18 protein-coding genes and 2 pseudogenes are annotated in these 20,739 nt (G+C 38.5%); 6 read left to right on the top strand and 14 right to left on the bottom strand.

The features are described 5' to 3' along the window. Positions 1–2: 2 nt before the first annotated feature. From FTU62_RS11610 to FTU62_RS11570, 9 genes are all read right to left on the bottom strand, one after another. Positions 3–650, bottom strand: a complete 648-nt coding sequence (locus tag FTU62_RS11610) for a response regulator transcription factor (RefSeq protein WP_180102735.1) — start codon at positions 648–650, stop codon at positions 3–5. Beyond that, on the bottom strand, positions 641–2,122 hold the full coding sequence (locus FTU62_RS11605) for a PAS domain S-box protein (RefSeq protein WP_180102734.1): 1,482 nt from the start codon (positions 2,120–2,122) through the stop codon (positions 641–643). Before FTU62_RS11605 ends, FTU62_RS11610 begins: the two co-directional genes overlap by 10 nt. Positions 2,123–2,772: 650 nt before the next feature. After that, complete coding sequence (gene pcaD / locus FTU62_RS11600; RefSeq protein WP_180102733.1) at positions 2,773–3,552, bottom strand: 3-oxoadipate enol-lactonase; 780 nt, start codon at positions 3,550–3,552, stop codon at positions 2,773–2,775. 57 nt (positions 3,553–3,609) lie between these two features. After that, positions 3,610–4,815: a 3-oxoadipyl-CoA thiolase gene (gene pcaF / locus FTU62_RS11595; protein WP_180102732.1), complete on the bottom strand. Its 1,206-nt coding sequence runs from the start codon at positions 4,813–4,815 to the stop codon at positions 3,610–3,612. A 15-nt stretch (positions 4,816–4,830) separates the two neighbouring features. Beyond that, complete coding sequence (locus FTU62_RS11590) at positions 4,831–5,484, bottom strand: 3-oxoacid CoA-transferase subunit B (protein WP_180102731.1); 654 nt, start codon at positions 5,482–5,484, stop codon at positions 4,831–4,833. Between the two features lie 21 nt (positions 5,485–5,505). Further along, positions 5,506–6,174, bottom strand: a complete 669-nt coding sequence (locus FTU62_RS11585) for a 3-oxoacid CoA-transferase subunit A (RefSeq protein ID WP_180102730.1) — start codon at positions 6,172–6,174, stop codon at positions 5,506–5,508. A 139-nt stretch (positions 6,175–6,313) separates the two neighbouring features. Further along, positions 6,314–7,234, bottom strand: coding sequence for a catechol 1,2-dioxygenase (gene catA / locus FTU62_RS11580; RefSeq protein WP_180102729.1), 921 nt, complete (start codon positions 7,232–7,234; stop codon positions 6,314–6,316). Between the two features lie 126 nt (positions 7,235–7,360). Continuing rightward, entirely contained in the window at positions 7,361–7,651 is a 291-nt protein-coding gene (gene catC, locus FTU62_RS11575; RefSeq protein WP_180102728.1) for a muconolactone Delta-isomerase, read from the bottom strand. Positions 7,652–7,681: 30 nt separating this feature from the next. Then, entirely contained in the window at positions 7,682–8,791 is a 1,110-nt protein-coding gene (locus FTU62_RS11570) for a muconate/chloromuconate family cycloisomerase (protein ID WP_180102727.1), read from the bottom strand. A gap of 340 nt (positions 8,792–9,131) precedes the next feature. Between FTU62_RS11570 and FTU62_RS11565 the strand changes: the two genes are divergently transcribed. Next, the gene (locus FTU62_RS11565) at positions 9,132–9,431 is read left to right on the top strand and encodes a hypothetical protein (RefSeq protein ID WP_218948618.1); all 300 of its coding nucleotides are present in this window, start codon (positions 9,132–9,134) and stop codon (positions 9,429–9,431) included. Positions 9,432–9,513: 82 nt separating this feature from the next. Here the strand turns inward: FTU62_RS11565 and FTU62_RS11560 are convergent. Further along, positions 9,514–10,253, bottom strand: a pseudogene (locus FTU62_RS11560) (IS5 family transposase); the annotation flags it as partial. A 141-nt stretch (positions 10,254–10,394) separates the two neighbouring features. Between FTU62_RS11560 and FTU62_RS11555 the strand changes: the two are divergent. From FTU62_RS11555 to FTU62_RS11540, 4 genes and pseudogenes are all read left to right on the top strand, one after another. Beyond that, a complete protein-coding gene (locus FTU62_RS11555; RefSeq protein ID WP_019383657.1) occupies positions 10,395–10,853 on the top strand; it encodes a hypothetical protein in 459 nt (152 codons plus the stop codon). Between the two features lie 4 nt (positions 10,854–10,857). Beyond that, positions 10,858–13,203: a hypothetical protein gene (locus tag FTU62_RS11550; protein WP_257223189.1), complete on the top strand. Its 2,346-nt coding sequence runs from the start codon at positions 10,858–10,860 to the stop codon at positions 13,201–13,203. Continuing rightward, positions 13,200–16,367 (top strand): site-specific integrase, encoded by a 3,168-nt coding sequence (locus FTU62_RS11545; RefSeq protein WP_180102725.1) that lies wholly within the window; start codon positions 13,200–13,202, stop codon positions 16,365–16,367. The genes FTU62_RS11550 and FTU62_RS11545 overlap by 4 nt, the downstream gene beginning before the upstream one ends. 161 nt (positions 16,368–16,528) lie before the next feature. Then, a pseudogene (locus tag FTU62_RS11540) lies at positions 16,529–16,862 on the top strand (class I SAM-dependent methyltransferase); the annotation flags it as partial. 165 nt (positions 16,863–17,027) lie between these two features. Here FTU62_RS11540 and FTU62_RS11535 read toward each other — a convergent pair. The 3 genes from FTU62_RS11535 to FTU62_RS11525 form a co-directional block, all read right to left on the bottom strand. Further along, the gene (locus tag FTU62_RS11535; protein ID WP_019383654.1) at positions 17,028–17,516 is read right to left on the bottom strand and encodes a GNAT family N-acetyltransferase; all 489 of its coding nucleotides are present in this window, start codon (positions 17,514–17,516) and stop codon (positions 17,028–17,030) included. Then, positions 17,506–17,772 (bottom strand): DUF1778 domain-containing protein, encoded by a 267-nt coding sequence (locus FTU62_RS11530; RefSeq protein ID WP_026094019.1) that lies wholly within the window; start codon positions 17,770–17,772, stop codon positions 17,506–17,508. The genes FTU62_RS11535 and FTU62_RS11530 overlap by 11 nt, the downstream gene beginning before the upstream one ends. Before the next feature lie 188 nt (positions 17,773–17,960). Next, positions 17,961–19,178: an RNA-guided endonuclease TnpB family protein gene (locus FTU62_RS11525; protein WP_180102724.1), complete on the bottom strand. Its 1,218-nt coding sequence runs from the start codon at positions 19,176–19,178 to the stop codon at positions 17,961–17,963. Positions 19,179–19,217: 39 nt separating this feature from the next. On the opposite strand from FTU62_RS11525, the gene tnpA reads away from it, so the two are divergent. Further along, positions 19,218–19,616 (top strand): IS200/IS605 family transposase, encoded by a 399-nt coding sequence (gene tnpA / locus FTU62_RS11520; RefSeq protein WP_152873595.1) that lies wholly within the window; start codon positions 19,218–19,220, stop codon positions 19,614–19,616. A 115-nt stretch (positions 19,617–19,731) separates the two neighbouring features. On the opposite strand, the gene FTU62_RS11515 is transcribed toward tnpA, so the two are convergent. Beyond that, positions 19,732–20,481, bottom strand: coding sequence for a metallophosphoesterase (locus FTU62_RS11515; RefSeq protein WP_180102723.1), 750 nt, complete (start codon positions 20,479–20,481; stop codon positions 19,732–19,734). Positions 20,482–20,739: the final 258 nt, after the last annotated feature.

Genomic DNA, 20,739 nt, shown 5'->3' with positions numbered 1-20,739 from the left:
GGTTAACTCATCGCCGGTATTGAGCGATCACGACAAATCAAGACCATATTGACGATCTGTGCGATAGATTCAGTTCCTAATTTCTGACGAATATGAGTGCGGTGAATTTCTACTGTTTTATGGCTGATATTCAACATTTGTGCGATATGTTTACTCGAAAGTCCATCGACCAATAAATTGATAATCTCACTTTCTCTTGGTGATAAAGATTTCAATTTAATCATCTGTTCTTGACGTTTTTCTTCTTCAATAAAGTCTTGTTCAGCAAGTTGCAGACAGGCTTGGATTTGATTAAGCATATGCTGTGGATTAAAAGGTTTTTCTAAAAAATCAAATGCCCCAGCTTTCATCGCATTGACCGACATTGGAATGTCGCCGTGACCAGTCATGAAAATGATTGGCATACGGATTTTTTGTTGATTCAATTGTTGTTGTAGTTGCAAGCCACTCATCCCTCGCATACGAATATCAAGGATTAAACATGCAGGCGTTTGCGGGCGCTGAAAATTTAGGAATTCAGTAGCACTATTGAATGTTTTAGTTTCGAGTTGCACTGAATCAAGCAACCATGTGAGTGAATTACAAATGTCTTGATCATCATCTATTACATACACAATGGGCTCGGGAACATGAGAATTAGTTAAATACATTTTGCACGCTCCTGTGCTGCTAAAGAGATATTAAAAATGGCACCAGACTCACCTTCACAGACCCATAAGTAGCCATGATGATTTTCAATAATGCTGCGGGATAGCGTCAGACCAATACCCATACTGTCTTTTTTGCTAGAATAAAATGACTCGAATAATTGTTCAGGATTTTGACCCTGTAATCCTGGGCCGTTATCAGCAATTGCGATACGGGCATGTTGGTTGTGCTCCCAAGTACGGATAAAGATGTCGCGCTTTCCTTCTGGGTTACGTTGTAAAGCATCGACCGCATTAAAGACCAAATTAATAATGACCTGACTAAATAAAGTTTCGTCGGCAGAAATATAAATAGGTGAAACGCTTAATTCATAATGTATGACACAGCCAATTTGATCTGCTTTTAAGCCTATCAGTGGATGTAGATCCTGAATCAGTTTATTTAGAGAGTGAACTTGAAAATTGGCTTCGCCCTTACGTAAAAAGCTACGCATACTGTGAATGATTTTATTGACCCGCTGGGTCTGATCTAATGCTGCATTCATAGCGTCGAGTGTTTCAGTGGTATTTGCCAAACCTTTCTGAATCCGAATAATGCTACCACCAACATAGTTGTTTAAAGCTGCAAGTGGCTGATTCAATTCATGTGCTAAAGCAGTTGCAAGTTCTCCCATGGTTTTGCAGCGTGACATATGACCCAGCTGTTTTTCCCTTGCTCGAGCCATTTTTTCTGCTTCGATTCGTTCGGTAATATCTCGATAATTGATGAGAATGCCCTGAATTTCAGGATGATCAAGCAGGTTGCGATAGGTGGCTTCATGATGTCGCCATTTGCCATTATGATGCATGATTTTATAGTGAATCACACCAGCAGCTTGGTGAGAGGATTTTCTAAAAAGTAACTGGCGTATATTCATGCGGTCATCAGGATGAATCACATTCAAGATATTTTTGTTGAGTACAAAACGGTCGCGGTAACCGAGAATACGTTGTAGAGAAGGGCTGGCATAGAGCAACTTACCTTGCAAGTCGAGGATAGCAATACCATCTCCCGAGTGTTCCAGAAGCATCTTGAAATATTGATCTCTAGATTGTAGAGCATACTGATATTTTTTGATTTCGCTAATATTGCGGACAAGTGCTAATAGCTTAGGTTGATGCTCAATCTCAACTGTTTTTAAACAGACTTCGACCGGAATTTTTCGTTGATCTTGGGCTTGGATAATCCACTCAAACGTAATCGCTTCGTGGCTAGCAGCCTGCTGAACCTTTTTTAAGGCATGAAAAAAATCAAAACCATGGCTATGTGCGCTGATTTTTTCTACACTCATTTTCGTTAATTCGGATTTACTGTAACCGGTGAGGTTTTCAGCTGCTTCATTTACGTCCATAAATTCGACACTGCCGATATCATGCACAAAAATAGCATCACCCGCTTTATCAAAAATGGTTTGATAATAATTTAAGCTGGTCATTATGTTCCTTACCTTGGATGGCGTCCGGCTATCTGGTAGAGGTATGTTTGATCTTCACTGATAAACACTTGTTGTTATTTTATTCGATAATGCAGCAAATTGTGCAGTAGTGCAATTAGACTTAGAGTCTTATTACATACTTTAAACAATATACAAATGCTCATTTAAGTGTTTATCTCTATCCCTATTTATTAAGCAAGGTTAGTACCATATTCACGTTTTATTTTGACTAATAAAGGTAAATAATTTTTATTATTTATAAATACAAAGAAAACTTTTAGCTATTCGACTACATTCCTTTTTTTAAATTAGTTAGTAATTCCGCTAAGACATAGAATTAATTTTCTTTTAGGAGAATGGCACCTGATTTAAAAACAACTAGCGGGCTATTCTTTACTTTAAGGGCTGCATTTGTAGGCATGGCGTAGTGTCTTTCGAACAGTTAGCACCACTGTAGATATGCTGGCATTTTTCTTGTTCGTTTTTCCACCGGCAGAGCCTTATATTACGGCATTGTACTATTTCGAACCTCATGAAAGAGTGATGCATTTTACGTTAAGATTCTTGTGATCTGAGCCTGATTAAATACCTGTATCTATAATAATCAAAAGGCCGCGATATTCCGTGGCTTTTTGATTTTCTACAATTAATCAGACTGAAATAAATTCTTTTACTGCCTGATTAAAGGCTTCTGGCTGTTCAATATTGGAAATATGCGAGGCGTCTATTCCATATAGCTGGCTATTCGCAATACGTTGCTGCATAAACTGGCCATCTGCAATGGTAGTCACAGGGTCTTGTTGACCAGCAACAATCAATACAGGCACGGTGATAATGTTTAATTGATCACGGACATCCGCTTTAGCCAGAGCTTCACAGCAGTTTGCATAGCCTTCTGGGCTGCCAGCTTCGAGGTTGTTTGAAAGTTCTGCAACGACTGCCGGATTGCTCTGGATAAAGGGATCGGTAAACCAGCGTGATGCCGCAGTTACAGCAATCGGAGTAAGACCTTGCTCACGGACAAGAACAGCACGGTCTTGCCATGCCTGTTCCTGGTCAATTTTGGCTGCGGTATTGCAGACAATCACCTGACTAAAACGTTCTGGCTTATGAATCGCTAACCATTGACCGGTTAAGCCACCCATAGAAATACCACAGAATGCTGCTTTTGTAATGTCCAAATGATCCAGTAGATTCACGACATCCTGACCCAGCTGCTCCAGGCTATATGGGCCTTGTGGTGCAGAAGATGCACCATGACCACGAGTGTCATAGCATATTACGTAATAATCCTGCTGGAAATGTTCAATCTGTGGCTGCCACATACTGTATTTGGTACCCAGTGAATTGGAAAATACCAATGCAGGTTTGCTGGCATTCCCGAAAGTCTGGTAATTGATCTGGGCATCATTCGATGTAAATGTTGGCATTTGTTATTCCTTTTATATCCTTCTAAAAGTTCCTTCCTTTGGGTTAGGAAGGATTTTTTAAACACGTTCAATAATCAGCGCGATACCTTGACCCACGCCAATACACATGGAGCAGAGGGCATATTTACCGCTAATTTGTTCAAGCTGGTTTAACGCCGTCGTCACTAGACGCGCACCGGAAGCACCGAGTGGATGGCCAATCGCAATCGCACCACCATTCGGGTTTACTCGTGCTTCATCATCTACCAGACCTAAATCACGGGTCACTGCGAGTGCCTGTGCAGCAAAGGCTTCGTTCAGTTCAATGACATCCATCTGATCCAGTGTTAGCCCAGTCTGAGCCAGCAGCTTTTTGATCGCCGGTGCCGGACCAAAGCCCATAATGCGTGGTTCAACACCCACTACGGTTGCACCAATGATTTTGGCACGTGGTTTTAAACCATATTGTTGAACGGCTTCATCTGATGTGATCAAGAGTGCCGCTGCACCGTCATTGATACCCGATGAATTCCCTGCGGTCACCGTACCATCTGCTTCGACGACTGGTTTCAGTTTGGTTAAGCCTTCAAGTGTGGTCGATGCACGAGGATGTTCATCAGTATCAACAACGACAGGTTCGCCTTTACGCTGAGGAATGGCCATGGGCACGATTTCTTTTTTAAAGAAACCTTTGGCTTGTGCTGCTGCGGTACGTTGCTGGCTGGATAGGGCAAACCTGTCCTGATCTTCACGGTTGATATTGAACTGTGCTGCCACGTTTTCAGCGGTTTGTGGCATGGTTTCCACGCCATACAGTTCTTTCAGTTTTGGATTGATAAAACGCCAGCCCATGGTGGTATCTTCAAGCTTTTGAGTCCGGCTATAAGCTGTTTCAGACTTACCCATCACCAGCGGTGCACGTGACATCGATTCCACACCACCAGCTACAATCAGATTCGCTTCACCAGCTTTAATGGCACGAGCAGCAATGGCTACCGCATCGAGTGATGAACCGCATAGACGGTTAATCGTAGTTGCCGGTACCTGATAAGGCACACCTGCCAGCAGGGCTGACATACGACCCACGTTGCGGTTATCTTCACCGGCCTGGTTGGCACAGCCATAGATGACGTCATCTACTTTTTTCCAGTTGATACTTGGGTTGCGTTCCATCAAGGCTTTAATTGGGATCGCGCCAAGATCATCAGTACGAACAGGCGCCAGTCCACCCGCATAACGGCCAAAAGGGGTGCGGATAGCATCGATGATATATGCGTTTTTCATATGATCTTTCTTCCCTTAACTTTGTGTCGCATCAATCAGCTTCGCACCTGTCATAGACTGTAATTCTTCAAATGAGAGGCCCTCGACTTTTTCAATGACTTTCATGCCATCAGCAGTGACATCAATCACACATAGGTCGGTATAGATCCGATCGACACATTTCAAACCAGTTGCAGGATATGAAAGCTCAGCCACAATCTTGGGTTCACCATTTTTGGTCACATGGTCTGTTGTAATGAATACTTTTTTAGCACCTACAGCTAAGTCCATGGCCCCACCAACAGCAGGAATTGCATCCGGTGCACCGGTATGCCAGTTGGCCAGGTCACCATTTGCAGCGACCTGGAAAGCCCCCAAGACTGCGATATCTAAGTGACCACCACGCATCATCGCAAAAGAATCCCCGTGATGGAAAAAAGCACCGCCTTCAAGCATGGTGACGAATTCTTTACCAGCATTGATCAGTTCAGGATCACGGTCTTCTTGAGCAGGGGGTGGACCGAAAGCGAGTAAGCCATTTTCAGAATGCAGGAAGACATCTTTGTCTGAAGGCAGATAACTTGAAATTTTGGTTGGTAAGCCAATGCCTAAATTGACATAAGCCCCATCTGGAATGTCCTGGGCAACACGTTCAGCGATCTGGTCACGGGTTAGTTTGGTATAGCTCATCTTTTATCTCCTAATCCGTGATTATTGTGCAGGCTGTACTTGTACAACGTGTTGAACAAAAATACCCGGGGTAATGATGTGTTCAGGATCGAGTGTACCGAGTTCAACCACTTCAGATACTTGAGCAATGGTCACATCTGCCGCCATCGCCATGATTGGGCCGAAGTTACGGGCAGATTTTCGATAAACAAGATTGCCCCAACGGTCGCCTTTAGAAGCCTTGATCAGTGCAAAGTCTGCCTTGATTGGATTTTCCAGCACATAGTCCTTACCTTCATAGTTTATGGTCGGTTTACCTTCAGCCAGCAAAGTACCAAAACCGGTTGGTGTGTAGATTGGACCTAGGCCCATGCCAGCAGCCTGGATACGACAGGCCAGGTTACCTTGTGGTACTAGTTCCAGTTCGATCTTGCCGGCACGGTATAACTCGTCAAAGACCCAGGAGTCTGACTGACGAGGGAAAGAACAGATGATTTTGCGTACTGCTTCAGCTTTAAGAAGCTTTGCAAGACCATAGTCCCCGTTACCGGCGTTATTATTGACAATGACGAGATCTTTAATGCCCAGCTCAATTAAGCCGTCGATGAGTTCAGCTGGTTGACCTGCTGTACCGAAACCCCCAATCATGATGGTTGAACCATCTTTAATTTGGGAAAGAGCTGCTCGTAATGATGCTGATTTATCAATCATAAAAATTACTCAAACAAATATAACTGTATATTTAAATCACTATTAATCATTATCTTATTAATAGTGATTAGTAATGATTTAATTGAATTAGAGTAGGGGGAAGAATGGATAGTGAAGACTATCCATTCTTGGAGAATGATTAAGCGCTTACGCGGCGACGCTCAATTTCAGTCGTAGGTGCAGTAGTAGTTTCTTTTACAAGTTCAACGTTGAATTGGATAAACTTAAACGGTTTATCAACACCACGACGTGCGATTTCTGCTTCATCAGTAACATCAACAGCAGTAGCAACTAAGCCATCACGTGTAGCGAATGCAAAGTCGTCCCAAAGATATTCATCACCTTCAATATTAAATTGAGTTGTTAATTTTCGATATCCAGGTGCAGATACGAAATAATGAACATGAGAAGGGCGATTACCGTGTCGACCTAGTTTATTCAACACAAATTGGGTGGTCCCTTCTGGAGGGCAACCATAACCGACTGGCATAGTCGTTTGAGCGACATATTTACCATCTTGATCAGTAAAAATTGTACGACGGAGATTAAACTCTGATTGAGACTTATCAAAGAAGGAATAATTCCCTAAGCTGTTGGCATGCCATACTTCAACTTTGGCACCTTCAATAATATTTCCCTCAACATCCGTTACGGTACCTTCAATAAATAAGGTGTCGACTGTATCTAGTTCTGATCCATCGTCCATACGTGCGAAGCCTACAGATTCAGGTGCCCCAGCAACGTATAGAGGACCTTCAATTGTACGTGGTGTACCCCCAGTAATACCGGCTTTTGCATCAGCTTCATCCGCACGAAGGTCTAAGAAATGTTCTAAGCCTAGACCTGCAGCAAGAAGTCCAAGTTCATTGGCTTGGCCAGCATCTGTAAAATATTCAAGACCTTTCCAAACTTCTGATTGAGATAAGTCTAGATCTTCAATTGCTTTAAATAGATCTGAAACCAAACGAACAACAACTTGCTGTACACGTGCATCTACAGATCCAGTTGTAGTGTCTACGTTCATTTTTTTAACTAAAGCATCGATTTCTTGATGGTTCATGCTACTTACTCCTTAAGTATTTTTTGTTAATTAGGACAATTCTTACTTTTTAAAAAAATCTTGTCCTAGTCCTTCTTGCTAACTGTTTTTCGTGTTTATAAATTGATCTCAAAATTTTGAAATAAATTAAGTATCATCATCTCGAATTGAAGATGGATGACGATTTAATGCCATGACTTCAATCTTCATAAACGGATAAAGTGGCAAACCTTGTAAAAGGTTATGTAGCTCTTCATTAGTTTCGACATCAAAAATACTGATATTCGAGTACTGACCTGTAACTCGCCAAATATGACGCCATTTGCCTTGGCGTTGCAGCTCTTGTGAGTATACTTTTTCATTAGCTTTAATTTCGTTGACTTGTGCTTCAGGCAAGTCACGAGGAATATTTACATCCATTCGTACATAAAACAGCATATTTCACTCCTTAATCCGTTACAGTGTCGCTTATTTGCGGCGAAGGTTATCGATTTTGTCTTCATCCATTTCAATGCCGAGTCCTGTGCCTTGAGGTAGGTGTAATGCAAAGTCATGGTATTGCAATGGTGTTTTCAGAATTTCTTCAGTGAGCAGTAATGGGCCAAACAGTTCGGTACCAAATGCCAGATTTTCAAAGGTCGAGAACAGGTGAGCAGAAGCAATCGTTCCTACAGAACCTTCTAGCATGGTGCCGCCATACAGGTCGATCCCTGCAAGGTTAGCCACAGTGGCTACATCACGGCCTTCAAGCAAACCACCCGATTGCGCCACTTTGACTGCAAATACCGATGCTGCATTGGTACGTGCCAGTTTATAAGCACTACTTGGCCCCATCAGTGATTCATCGGCCATGATGGCAATATCAAAGCGACGAGTCAGACGTTCCATGGCATCAATATTGTCAATAGCACATGGCTGTTCGATCAGATCGACACCACCGTCTTGCAGCAGGGTAATGCCTTTAATAGCATCCAGTTCTGACCAGGCACGGTTCACATCAACACGAATAGAGACTTCATCGCCGAGAGCTTTTTTGATCGCTAGTACATGTTCAACATCGGCTTCAACCGCACGAGAACCAATTTTTAGCTTGAAAAAGTTATGGCGTTTCGCTGCCAGCATTTTCTGTGCTTCTGCGATATCTTTTTCTGTATCCCCAGAGGCCAGTACCCAAAGCACTGGAACGTTATCACGTAAACGGCCACCGAGTAGTTCAGATAAAGACAAACCTAGACGCTGTGCCTGAATATCTAGCAGGGCTGTCTGAATAGCACATTTTGCAAAACGGTTGCCATTGATGTTCTTTTTTAGAACTTGCATGGTTTGTGCAATATTCTGTTTATTCAGCGACTTCAGTAGTGGGCTAAAATATGTATCAATATTGGTTTTGATACTTTCTGGGCTTTCTTCACCATAGCCTAAGCCACCGATTGTGGTTGCTTCCCCCCAGCCAATCAACCCGTCCTGAGTTTCAATTTTGATCAGCACCAATGTTTGGGTCTGCATTGTGGCTACTGCCATTTTGTGAGGGCGTATGGTTGGGATATCGATAAGCAACGTTTCTATTGATCTGAACATATCGCTATATAATCCATTATTCGATATCACATACCATATTTGAATTTATTTTGCGAAAATAGGCTATAAATAGTATTTTAATATACTTAAAAAGTATTTAATGGGGCGATTCAATGAAACTGAAAACTTTAAAATATTTTGTAGCGGCTTTGTTGCATAAATATGTAAGCATCTGATTTAAATAAATTTAATTTTGGATCAAAAATAATCAAAACCTTTAAAATCATATAGTTATGAAATCTTTGTGCGACAAAGCCATCGATGGTAAATGGGTTGCAGAAGATGAATGGTTAATTCCAGGTTACATTCGACCAAGTGAAATAGTAGGAAAGAAAAAAGTATGATTAAGGTGATAAAGACTAAAGATCTTAGTCCAGAGGATATCCCAGATTCCTATCATTGGGATAGCTTTGTTAAATTTGCATTAAGCTTTGATTCATCATTAGAAAAAAAAGATTGGATTCAAAGTGATTACATAGATAGGACAAGACTACCTATATTATCTGATTCTATTATAGGTTTAAGAGAGTATCTATATAGTCTGCAACGAATAAACAATCAATATATTCGAGATGAAAATGAATTAAAAGAGAGAGTAGAGTATGTATACAAAATTTTAAGAAAAAAATTAGAAAGCTAAGATGAATAAAGAATAATTGTATTAATCATCGGCTTTGTTGCATAAAGATTTTAAAGATAGAGCTTTCATAAGTTGTTCAAATTTAAGTGACAACTTGGGTATGAGGCCGGACGAGCTCCGCAAACTTATTTAAGATGGCCACACGTGCATGAATCTCGTTGACTTGGCTGTCAAAATTTCGAGCACTGAGTTTATCGCCTAATAATTTGATGCAGTGCATCTTGGTTTCAACCAGACTTCGCTGATGGTAGCCCGACCATTTTTTCATAGTGTCCTGCCTAAACGTTTAACAGTGCGAAGTACTTCATTTCGCTCTAGAGAATGAACTTTTTTATCTTTCCAAGGCTTGGCATTTTTTCTTGGTGGTATCACTGCATGTGCTTGCCGATCTGCAATGACCTGTCGACATTGCTTGGTGTCATAAGCTCCGTCTGTATAGACTGAATCAATCTGCTCTTCCACCGAGATTTGATCCAGTAAATCACCAAGTACTTGCGAATCACTCACGTTATTGGTTGTAAGCTGAACAGCTCGTATTTGTAGGGTTTTAGCATCTATACCAATATATAATTTACGCCATTGGCGACGATATTCGGGCTGATGCTTTTTACGTTTCCATTCACCTTCACCTAAAAACTTTAATCCCGTGGAATCGACAAGTAGATGGAGCCTATCATTACTTTTTTGATAGCTAATTTAAATATCAATATGTTTTTGTCTTCTGCACAGTGTGGAGTAATCTGGCGCTATCCAATCTAATCCACAAAGCTTAATCAGACTTTGGTCAAAACCTTTGACCATACGTAAAGAGAGACGAATAACTAAAAACTATAAAAAATTGGAAGAATAAAATTTAAAAAGATATTTTATTACAAATGCTTACTAAATTTATTTTGATTTGTGAAATAAAAAATAAAAAAAGTGTTATAACTATTTGTATTAATATTTTGAGCTAATTTTGTCATGAGTTTTGATCAAACGATAAAAAATACTCTCGTATTTTTTTATCAATTTGTTCTACCCTTATCAACCAAAACAGAAGACTTGGAATACATCAAAGCTAAGCTGAAACAACTAGAAAAAATCAGGCCAGGCAACAACAAGAGTAAGCAGAATAATTTTAAAAAAATTTATGTAAAACTCTGGCATCGTATTTTAGAACTTTTGAAAACAGATAGAGCAGTACGTGCAAATGTCCAATATATTCCGCAGATTCAGCTTATTTGCGATATGGAAAAATATATCGATTCAAAAATGGCATTAGAAATTTTTAATACACGTAAGGAACTCACTACACCATTACTACTTCAATTTTTTGACATACGTAACGATGAAACGAGACAAAAAGTCATGGAGAAATGTTCTAAGAAGCAGCTTGGTATGATCGAGACTTCAACTTTAATCAATGCAGAGCAAGAGTGAACGAATGGAAGTTCAGAAAAAGAGAGAACGGAGACAAGATCTCTTTTTAACACAATACCAAGAGTACAGAACAAAGTTTATTTCGCATGCTGTATTTGATGATTTAGATGAAAGTGATAAGCAGACTTTTAGTGATTTTGGAAAAACTGCGCATAAGGTTTTTCACGAGATAATTAAAGCGCGTAAACTGGGTGAAGAATATCGAGTTGCAGCCTTAAGCTTTTTTGCTTCGGGTGATGTATTAGACCATGCTGGATGGTCATACCTCATTTTGAGAACGAGTTATTTTGTTGAAGCGCTTTATATAAAATTAGCCGTTATCCCAGATTCCCAAGCTAAACAAAAAGAAATTTTTGATTTATTTCGATATATTGCAAAATCAATTCTACAACAAAGTGAAGAAAGTTCTTTAAAATACGAGAGTAAAAGGCTCTTAGAATACTTTATAGAATATATGTTAGAACTCGAACAGGACAAGGTGACGAGTGACTGGGAGAGTTTCCTTAAGAATAAAATAAATCAAAATTTGCCCGAGTTCACTCAAACTAAGGTGCTAAATTATATAAATGACTTAAAAATTATCTTTAAACGATTAAAACAAGGGAGGATTGTAAAACGCTCGCGTCGTAAAAAAATAAAAATTTCAGATTGGCCGACAAAGAAAAAATTAAGAAGTTTCCAAAAGAAGAGAGAACAAAGACAGCTTATTAAAGGATATCCAGCATATATTCAAGCTCGACAGGAGATCTTTTATGCTGATGATGGAGATGTTGAATTTATAGATGAGGGGATTGCTGTACATACAACATCTAAATCTACAGCTCGTTTTAATACAGTATTGAACAATCATAGTGAACATTTGATGAGGCATCGTCAAAGACGTCTACAACCGTTTGTAACCAACACAAATTACATGAGCAAAGATGTGATTCAACATCTTATCTATATTTTGAAGGGGGAGTTATATAATGCTCCTACTCAAGATTCAGCGATTGCAGCAGCATGCTTATTGAGTTTGGCGACGGGTTTATCACCAATGCATTTGCTTCAATATAAACAACTGATTGATGAGGGGGTGCTTATTAAAGGTGGTAGTTCTAAGAAGGCGGAGTATCGACTCAGATTACATTTAGATATTACAAAACAAAAAGTTGAAACTTTAAAGATTCACCAACTGAATAAAACAGTGACGCATGATCTCCATGTATCAAGCAGTTGGTTTGAATATCTTATTTTGAATGAATCACAACAGCTACTTTCAGTACAAGAGATCAATCAAAGACTCAAAAAATGGACTCAGAATCAGGGGCTAGGTTCAATTACTGTTGAGAAACTCCAAGCCCAGCTGTATTTCTATATTTTTCACCGTACTTTTAATGAATATATTGCCCATGTGCTATCGGGCAAAGATAGCACCCATGAGCTACCGAGTAGTTTCTACAATGGTGTGAGCGCATCGGAATTGAATCAGCATTATTTGATCTACTTAGAGACACTCAGTGTTGAAGAAACGAAAACAGAAATTGAAATGCTTAAAGAGCAGTTTGTTAAACATGAACCTGCGTCTATATCACGTTTTGGTAGCCAATTAGCACTCAATCAAAATTATGTTGGTCAATTTTTTACACGATTACATGCCATTTGCGTTGATAAAATACAGATACATCAACATATAATTGAGCGAATTAATGCCTATAGTGCTTGGATGTGGCATATCAGCTTATTGTGTCTAACACGCCGTCCTCGGGAAAACTTATTAGGAAAGTATAGTGACTACGATTTAAAACTAAAGTTGTTGTATGTAGATGATAAGCAAAACAGTCAATCACGAAAAGATGGTCGCTATATACCGCTCCCAGCATTTTTTATCCAAGCTTTTAAACGTTATACGCAATTTTTAAATACGGTCACTCAGCAGTATGCAGAGCTCCTCCGATTTGTATTTGGGAAAAAGATTACATTGCAAGATTTGTTTGGCCAAGTGATCCATTACCCGAAATCGTTACCGACCACTGCTGAGGAATGGGCAAGTAAGAAAATTAAGATTGCTGCGCTCAACCGAAGTTGGATTAATGACTATATTGAAGGTCATCAACTCAGCAGTTTATATAATAACTGGCTACGACACTTTGATATGAATATGTTGATGGAGCAAGGTTTGGCTTTTAATGTCATACAAGCAGTTTATGGGCATGATCAGCGTAATCAGGAGCTCTTTTATCGCTATTCATCTGCATCTTTACCACAATATATCAATCAATTTACCCAAAATATTGATCGCATGATTAAGCAATTGCAGATTGAGCATCTGTCATACATTTCAGTACTTCAATCTGAGGGCTTATCATGAGTATAGATGAGTCATTGATTCAAAAAATTCAGGTTCAGGTTGATTCTGTATTTGCCGAAATGAAAAGTCAGATTAAGAGTTTAAGAGACCGACCTGAATTATTAGATAACACACTAAATACCTTGTGGTACGAGTTTTATGATGAATTTATTTGTTTTTTAGAGCAGAAGAAATTTACTCGGAAAGATACTCAAAAACCGTATATTCAAGCTATTGAAAAATATTTTTTATCTTTGCGTCAGACCTATTTATCTCAAGCAAAGAATGCGTATCCAATCAAAGTATGGCCTAAAACTACTTTTCTAGAACCTATACCCAGACAACTTCGTAGTACTGAATCACATCTTCGGCAAGGACAAAAACATTATCATATTGCTATAGCCTTAAAATCCTATTGGAATTGTCCATACAAGGATGAAGTTACTCCGGCATGGTTATGGGGGAATTTTTATTTAAGTCTGATGTACTGCTCTGGCTGTAATGATCTAAGTCAATTAACAGCAATTAGTAATACCCTGGTCAACGCTATTGTCAAAGATGAACTCCAAATCTGTACTAAACTTTATCATGCTGGATATAAAACAATCATCCAACCACTCGCACTGCATTATCGAGTACCACAGCGTGCTTATGGTAATCAAATCGAAAATAGACAGGTGTATCAGTGGCGTTATATTTGGCTTAATCCCTATGCACAGTTGTTTATACAAGGGATAAAACAGCATGGCTCTCAAGCCTTGAATCAGCAGATGCCACGATATGTTTTGGAGTCTATCTCTACTGTATTAGGGAAATTACCTAAAGAAATTGATTTGAGTCATCAGATCGTAGGTCTGAAAAAACTACTACGCCGTAATGATAAACAGTTAGCAGAGCTTCGTTCACTTACACCTTTTGATCATTCAAACTTAGCCATTGAGCTTGACTCTTATTCGGGCTTAGATATGTGCTTAAGCGAGGTTATGCGAGGTCGTCTCAAAACGGTGTCGTTAACACCTATTGATCAGGCGAGAGCATGGTTAGATCACAACATCTTGCAGACGCAGTTAACACATATTGAGCGGGATATACCACTACAGACAGAAAAGGCGGTACCAGACTTAATTACAGCTCACCAGCAACTCAAAGAAATTCCATTTGAATTGATGCTATTTGAAAAAGATCAGACTGAAGTTGATAAGCGTCAGAAACGGCAGCGTAAAAGTGAACGTGTGAAATGGATCAGATGGACAAGCATTCAGAAGCGACTAGAAGAAAAGAAGCCTCACGTTGACCTGTATGAAAAAAATCTAATAGAAGCACAGCTCAGGCTACTGGGTTGGATTTTTCATCTTAAGTCTCAAAAGATGAAACTCAATAGCATCGAGCGGTATTTAAGTAGTATCGCTAAAGATTACTTATTCCATGTCTATATGTTTCCAGGTGATATAGATAAAATGGATCAAGAAGATTGTGAGGAACTGTACGACGCTATCTTAGATAGTATTGATGATCGAGATCAAGCCAAACGTGAGACTGCTCCTAAGGGCAATCACGGACGTGCACAGTATGCATTTGGCAGACTTAAAGCATTTCATCAGTTTTGTATGAAACAATACCGTGTCCCTAAGGTCGGTACCTTTCAATACAATGATTATCATCGTGTACAATTTTGTCATGCCAAATTAATTAGCCCAAAATTGTTCAATCAGCTTAAACAGGTACTAAGTTTAAAGATTGAAAAATGTCAAACAACTAAAGAGCAAGCGTATCTTTTTCAGCTACAACTCATGTATTTACTCGCATTTCGTTTGGGGATGCGATTGAATGAAATTAGGGGACTTACATTGGCAGAGGTCATTTGTCCTGAACTGATTTGGCGTAATGATACGCTGACCAAACCTGTGCAGATCCGTTTTAATTTACGTAACAATGTTTATCGGAAACTCAAAAGCCAAAACGCAAAGCGTCAGCTTGATCTGAACGCCGTCATGCTCGATGAAGAGTTGGCATTAGTACAGCAATATCTAAAACAATGTATTACACATAATCCAGCGAAAACTAATCATGCGGACAAATTGATTTTTGCCCAAGATGGCGAAATTTTAAGTGAAGCTTATATTAGTGAAATGACCCAAGTGATTTTTGATGAGATATTGGGTGAAGGGCATGGTTATACTTTCCATAACTTTAGACATAGTGCCGCGAATCATTTAGCAATCGCTTGGTTAGGCTCAAAAGAGATGATCATGACCTATACGGATTACACTTGGAGCCGGTGTAAAGTCATGCGTCAGCATTTATTTGGAGAAACTGCAATTCAGCATGAAGCTGTCATACAGCATAAGTGGCGGTTACTAGCTGACTGGATGGGGCATGCAAACATAGAGCAAACAGCATCTCACTATCTACATGTGCTGGATTTGTTGGTGATAGATCGAATTTATCATTTGCCTTGTACAATTCATTGGGACACGATCAAACTGATACTTCAAAATGACTTAACAAGTGCTAACACAGAAATTGTGGATCTTAATCATATAATACGAAAAGGCCAGTATTTCGATTTTTATCATGCCACATATGCACTCAAAAAAGTGGATTCAGTTAAACCTGTTCAGCCTAAAATAAGTAAAAATGTATCTGTATCTACCATCATCCATGATTACATTAAATATAGAGCCTATGAGGACCATGATTGGGTATTACGCAGTAAAAAGCTCGCTACTAAGTGGATGGCGGTAAAAAAGCCTCAAAATAATGAGGATTTTAGTGAAGATGAACTCATCTCCTTATATGAAAAAGCCTTAAAGAAAGGTTTTGAAGCAAAGCAATGCGTAGAGATTTCAGCACTGCCAAAGCGGGTTCAACATCAGGTTTTAGAAGCCTTGAGTATTTTAATTGAACATGGAAAGCTGAGAAAAAACTTTATTCATTTTCAATATCGTTTTGATAAGCAAAATAGGCCACGTGTCGATTGGTCCATTCAACATCTGATTACGGGACTGAAATATTTACTCCCTGAGGATACGCAGCTAAAAGTTGATAATGATCCACCGGATAAGTCACAAAAAAGTCGTGAAGTGAAATTAAGCTTTATCAATGAAAACAATAAAAATACGACACTTTGTATTGCGTTTATTATGTTGATACATGCGATTCAGCAAGAAAAATTGAGCATTTAAAATGAATTGTTTTAATGTGTCTAAGGCGAGCTGTATTGAATATAAATCAATATAGAAAGGGACGAGCGATATCGTCGCTGAAGTTGTAGGTTAAAATCGTTTCTCAATGATAAGCGAACTCTGATATCGTATATATACATGGCTGAGATGTATCCAACTGAATGAAAACAATAGATTATTACAATAAACAGGCTGATCAATTTATAAAGTCGACCTTGAATGTGGATATGGAAGCACTATACCAACCTTTTTAGAGCAATTAGCACATGATGCCTACATTTTAGATTTAGGTTGTGGCTCAGGTCGGGATACTTTGGCTTTTAGAAAAAAGGGCTATTACGTAGATGCGATTGACTATTCTGAAGAACTTGTAAAAAAAGCGACTGAACTTACAGGGTTGAAAGTACGTTATCAAAGTTTTTATGACTAGCAGAATATGAAACATATGATGGTATTTGGGCATGTGCCTCTTTACTACATTGTGCTCATAATAGACATCTCTGATGTTTTAAAATGTATTCATGCTGCATTAATGAATAGTTCATTTTCATATCAGCATGTTGAAGAGCAAGATCTTGAAAAATTTGCAGATTATTGAATAGGTCTGTCACCAATTCTCATTCATAGTTTGCCAGTTACTTGTATTCCTAGTAGACCACTTTAATTAAAATTAGGAATTTCATTCACTGGATATATTAATGTTAATGGATTTGAGGTTAAAGAAATGAAGCCAAAACGCTGATAAAATTCCATCGCTTTTTGATCTTTTGCATGTATTACAACAAAATTTACACCAATAATTTGAGCAACTTTTGAAACTTGTTTGAGAGCATGTGCTAAAAGCACTTTTCCAATTCCTTGCCCTTGAGTCACTTTATCAACGGCAAAGCGACCTACAACAACACAAGGGAGTGGATAACGAGGTAAGCGTTTGGTGAGTACGGTATCTACTAAATCGAATCCAATAGAGGTACTAGATAGACAGTAAAACCCTATCACATTTGAAGCATGATCAACAGCAACATACGTTTTACTTGTCCCTGATTTCTGATGTTGGGACGCATATTGTTTAATGAACTTATTTAAGTCATCTTGCCCACAATTAAATGATTTTCTTTGGTGATGAGTTTGTAAAATCTCAATTCTCATCTAATAAACTCATTAATTTCTTCATTTCATCGTTTGCAGGGCGTGGATTTTCAAGCAAATTCATTAACATATCACGATCAGCATTATTTACTTTCAACTCATGGTTAGATTTAAGTAAGTCTTTTGCTCGTTCAAAGGAGGATTGCAGCATAAAAGAACTTACACTGAGGCCTAATAAATTCGCAGCTTGCTCAATCACATTCTTTGCATCTGCTGTTGAACGAACATTAATTCGTTCAGTTGCTAAATTAGCCATTTCTTCACCAATAAGTACATCATTTTGATGTACAAATTATAACATATCAAGATGTAGCATCAAGACTTGACATACTCCCACCACCAAGCTAAGAGCTATGGTGGGGGAATCTTTGCGACCCATGCAATCTTAGAGATTGCACCTTTCGATACCGCACTGCGCTGACAGTATGGCGGTACAGGAACTCTTTATACAGCACTATGTCCTAGTGCATCAGCTAAAGCGAAATTGCGTATATTCAAGCTTGCATTCAAATCACGATCATGCACTGTTTCACAGTCAGGACATTGCCATTCTCTTATGCTTAGTGGCAATTTTGCCATAGTATAACCACAACATGAACATGCTTTAGAACTTGGAACGAATCTTCCAATTTGTAGCACATTCTTACCGAACCATTTTGCCTTGTATTGCAATATCGTAAGAAATTGACCCCAAGCCACATCCGAAATAGACTTGGCTAGTTTTCGATTTCTTACCATATTTTTTATCCCTAAATCTTCTACAGCATACGTGGTCGCTTGGTTTTCACAGATCAAGTAATGCGTGAGTTTGTGATGTAGGTCTAAGCGTTGCAGGCGCACTTTTTCATGGATGAATGCAACACTTAATTTTTGACGTTGATAATTCTTTGATTCTTTCTTCTTTCGAGCAAATATCTTCTGCTGTATGGATAGTCGGTTTTGAGCCTGTCGCAAGTATTTTGGATTTTCAACCTTATTACCATCGGATTGAATGAGCATGTGATTCAAACCCATATCAATTCCGATGGTTTGATCAGCTTGAATTGTTGTTGATGCAACAAGTTCTAACTCTGACTCGACCAAAATCGAAGCATAATACTTACCTGTCGCTGTTTTGCTAATGGTGACAGTTTTGATTTTCCCATTAAATACCCGACTAAATACAGTTTTTATCCCTTTAATTTTAGGTAGATGAAGTAATCCGTTCTCAAAGCTCACTGTTGCGTGCTGAGGGCATTGATAAGACCGTTGCGGTATTTTCTTGGATTTGAACCGTGGGTAGCCGACAAGATGACTTAATGGGCGTTTTTCATCAGGATTTGGTTTATATCCTTTGATCTTTCTGAATTCAACCTTGCCTTTCTTTAATCGCTGAAAAAAGTTGTTGTAAGCAGTGTGTAGGTGAAGTAACCCACTAAGAAGTGATTGACTATTCACCTCGTTCAACCATTCGAATTCAGGTTGTTTTTTCATGGCAACTAATTGGTCTTGAATATCCTTTTTTGATAATAATTTTTGAGTTTCAGAATGAGCTTTAGTTTGAAGTGCTAAAGCCCAATTGAAAATAAAGCGAGTGCATCCGAAGTGCTTTTCAAATTGCACTTTCTGCTCAGAAGTAGGATAGATGCGATATTTATACGCTTTCAAAAAAGGTTGTTTCATGGTTATAATTTAGCAAATTAATTGCTTAGTGTAAATGTAATGAAGTCACATTATCACTGTGTTTATAAACTTACATATCATTTAGTGTTGGTAACAAAATATCGCAAGAAATGCCTTTCAAATGAGATGATCAATCGGCTTGAAGAAATTGTAAAAAAGAACTGTGCTGATTGGGAGATTGACTTGATTGAGTTCAATGGTGAAGCTGATCATATTCACTTATTGTTAGATATGCACCCGAACATCATGCCAAGTAAATTCATCAATAATCTAAAAACTGTATCAAGCAGACTGATACGCAAGGAGTTCGGTGAAGAACTAAAACCTTATTATTGGAAACCTGTGCTTTGGACGAGGGCATACTGTCTACTTACAACAGGTGGAGCGACAATTGATGTAATTCGAGAATACATCCAAAACCAAGAGAGACCCGACTGAAAAGGCGTGCTATCCATCTCCATCTAAATCACAGATTATAGATGGAGAATTCCGCACATTTAGTTAAAATCGAGTTATCTAACGCTTTAAAAAAGTTTCAGAAAAATATATCTATTTAAACTTCGATGATCAAATTTTCTCTAAACCCATTTTTACCTTGCTCTGGTGGATAACCCAAAGGATTGATCACTAATCTACATCCATCGACTACAGTATCCACTGATGTATGCGTATGTCCTGCAATCCATAACTTAAAGCCTTTTACATCTAGGTCATTAATAAAATAGGGATTGAGGGCTGATGCAACAGGATGCGTACCCCAATATGGATCAAGACAAGCTAAATGAGGTGGAAAATGCGTAATAACAATCACATGATCTTGCCCTCTAAACTGCAAAATATTTTGATGATATTTTTTAAATAGTTTTATGTAGTCATCGGCGGTTATAGGTCTATTTTCATTGCTAATCATGATTTGATCAAAATCATAAATCGATTGTTCAGCATCTTTTTGGGACTGTAAAAGTACCTCAGGAGATGTAAGTGGTGAATTGGAGCGAAAATTCGTAAACAGCGTGCCACCTACAAATATTTTATCTTGAATTTTGATATGGTTGTCATCAAGTAGTGCATTTTTTGGGTAGTTTTCTTTCAAGAAATTCACGACTGAACTATAGTTAGAGCTGTAGTAATCATGATTACCTAAAACAAAGATAAATTTTTTATTCAGAGATTTACATTTTTCGGCAAACTCAATTGTACCACTTAAGCGATTAGAAAAATCGCCAGCGTGAATAATGACATCAGCTTGCTCTGATATTGAATATTTAGAATTGTGAGTATCAGATAAAATTTGCAGTTTCAATCTACTTCCTTTATTAAATCACGCTGCTTAAATATATAGAGTTTCATTGCGATCAGTTTACAGCAACTAAATATTGTAGAAATTATAAGATACTTATCTGTATTCTTAAGCCTCTAAAAATATAGGTAATTATTTTTGAATCAATTGATTAAATATTGATCATAAAATTTGACCAATTGAATTTATGCGCATAAGATAAAGATGTTACAGCAAAATCTGTGACCAGGCGTGGAAACCTGTTACTCAACGAACTAAAGA

The sequence above is a fragment of the Acinetobacter sp. YH12126 genome, from assembly GCF_013418745.1.
In the GTDB taxonomy this organism is placed as follows: Bacteria; Pseudomonadota; Gammaproteobacteria; order Pseudomonadales; family Moraxellaceae; genus Acinetobacter; species Acinetobacter amyesii.
This window is presented reverse-complemented; position numbering and strand designations above follow the sequence as displayed.

What these genes read in the sequence shown, in the direction of transcription:
- FTU62_RS11610 (WP_180102735.1), bottom strand. Translation starts at nt 650, where the DNA reads ATGTATTTAACTAATTCTCATGTTCCCGAGCCCATTGTGTATGTAATA.
- FTU62_RS11605 (WP_180102734.1), bottom strand. Translation starts at nt 2,122, where the DNA reads ATGACCAGCTTAAATTATTATCAAACCATTTTTGATAAAGCGGGTGAT.
- pcaD (WP_180102733.1), bottom strand. Translation starts at nt 3,552, where the DNA reads ATGCCAACATTTACATCGAATGATGCCCAGATCAATTACCAGACTTTC.
- pcaF (WP_180102732.1), bottom strand. Translation starts at nt 4,815, where the DNA reads ATGAAAAACGCATATATCATCGATGCTATCCGCACCCCTTTTGGCCGT.
- FTU62_RS11590 (WP_180102731.1), bottom strand. Translation starts at nt 5,484, where the DNA reads ATGAGCTATACCAAACTAACCCGTGACCAGATCGCTGAACGTGTTGCC.
- FTU62_RS11585 (WP_180102730.1), bottom strand. Translation starts at nt 6,174, where the DNA reads ATGATTGATAAATCAGCATCATTACGAGCAGCTCTTTCCCAAATTAAA.
- catA (WP_180102729.1), bottom strand. Translation starts at nt 7,234, where the DNA reads ATGAACCATCAAGAAATCGATGCTTTAGTTAAAAAAATGAACGTAGAC.
- catC (WP_180102728.1), bottom strand. Translation starts at nt 7,651, where the DNA reads ATGCTGTTTTATGTACGAATGGATGTAAATATTCCTCGTGACTTGCCT.
- FTU62_RS11570 (WP_180102727.1), bottom strand. Translation starts at nt 8,791, where the DNA reads ATGTTCAGATCAATAGAAACGTTGCTTATCGATATCCCAACCATACGC.
- FTU62_RS11565 (WP_218948618.1), top strand. Translation starts at nt 9,132, where the DNA reads ATGATTAAGGTGATAAAGACTAAAGATCTTAGTCCAGAGGATATCCCA.
- FTU62_RS11555 (WP_019383657.1), top strand. Translation starts at nt 10,395, where the DNA reads ATGAGTTTTGATCAAACGATAAAAAATACTCTCGTATTTTTTTATCAA.
- FTU62_RS11550 (WP_257223189.1), top strand. Translation starts at nt 10,858, where the DNA reads ATGGAAGTTCAGAAAAAGAGAGAACGGAGACAAGATCTCTTTTTAACA.
- FTU62_RS11545 (WP_180102725.1), top strand. Translation starts at nt 13,200, where the DNA reads ATGAGTATAGATGAGTCATTGATTCAAAAAATTCAGGTTCAGGTTGAT.
- FTU62_RS11535 (WP_019383654.1), bottom strand. Translation starts at nt 17,516, where the DNA reads ATGAGAATTGAGATTTTACAAACTCATCACCAAAGAAAATCATTTAAT.
- FTU62_RS11530 (WP_026094019.1), bottom strand. Translation starts at nt 17,772, where the DNA reads ATGGCTAATTTAGCAACTGAACGAATTAATGTTCGTTCAACAGCAGAT.
- FTU62_RS11525 (WP_180102724.1), bottom strand. Translation starts at nt 19,178, where the DNA reads ATGAAACAACCTTTTTTGAAAGCGTATAAATATCGCATCTATCCTACT.
- tnpA (WP_152873595.1), top strand. Translation starts at nt 19,218, where the DNA reads ATGAAGTCACATTATCACTGTGTTTATAAACTTACATATCATTTAGTG.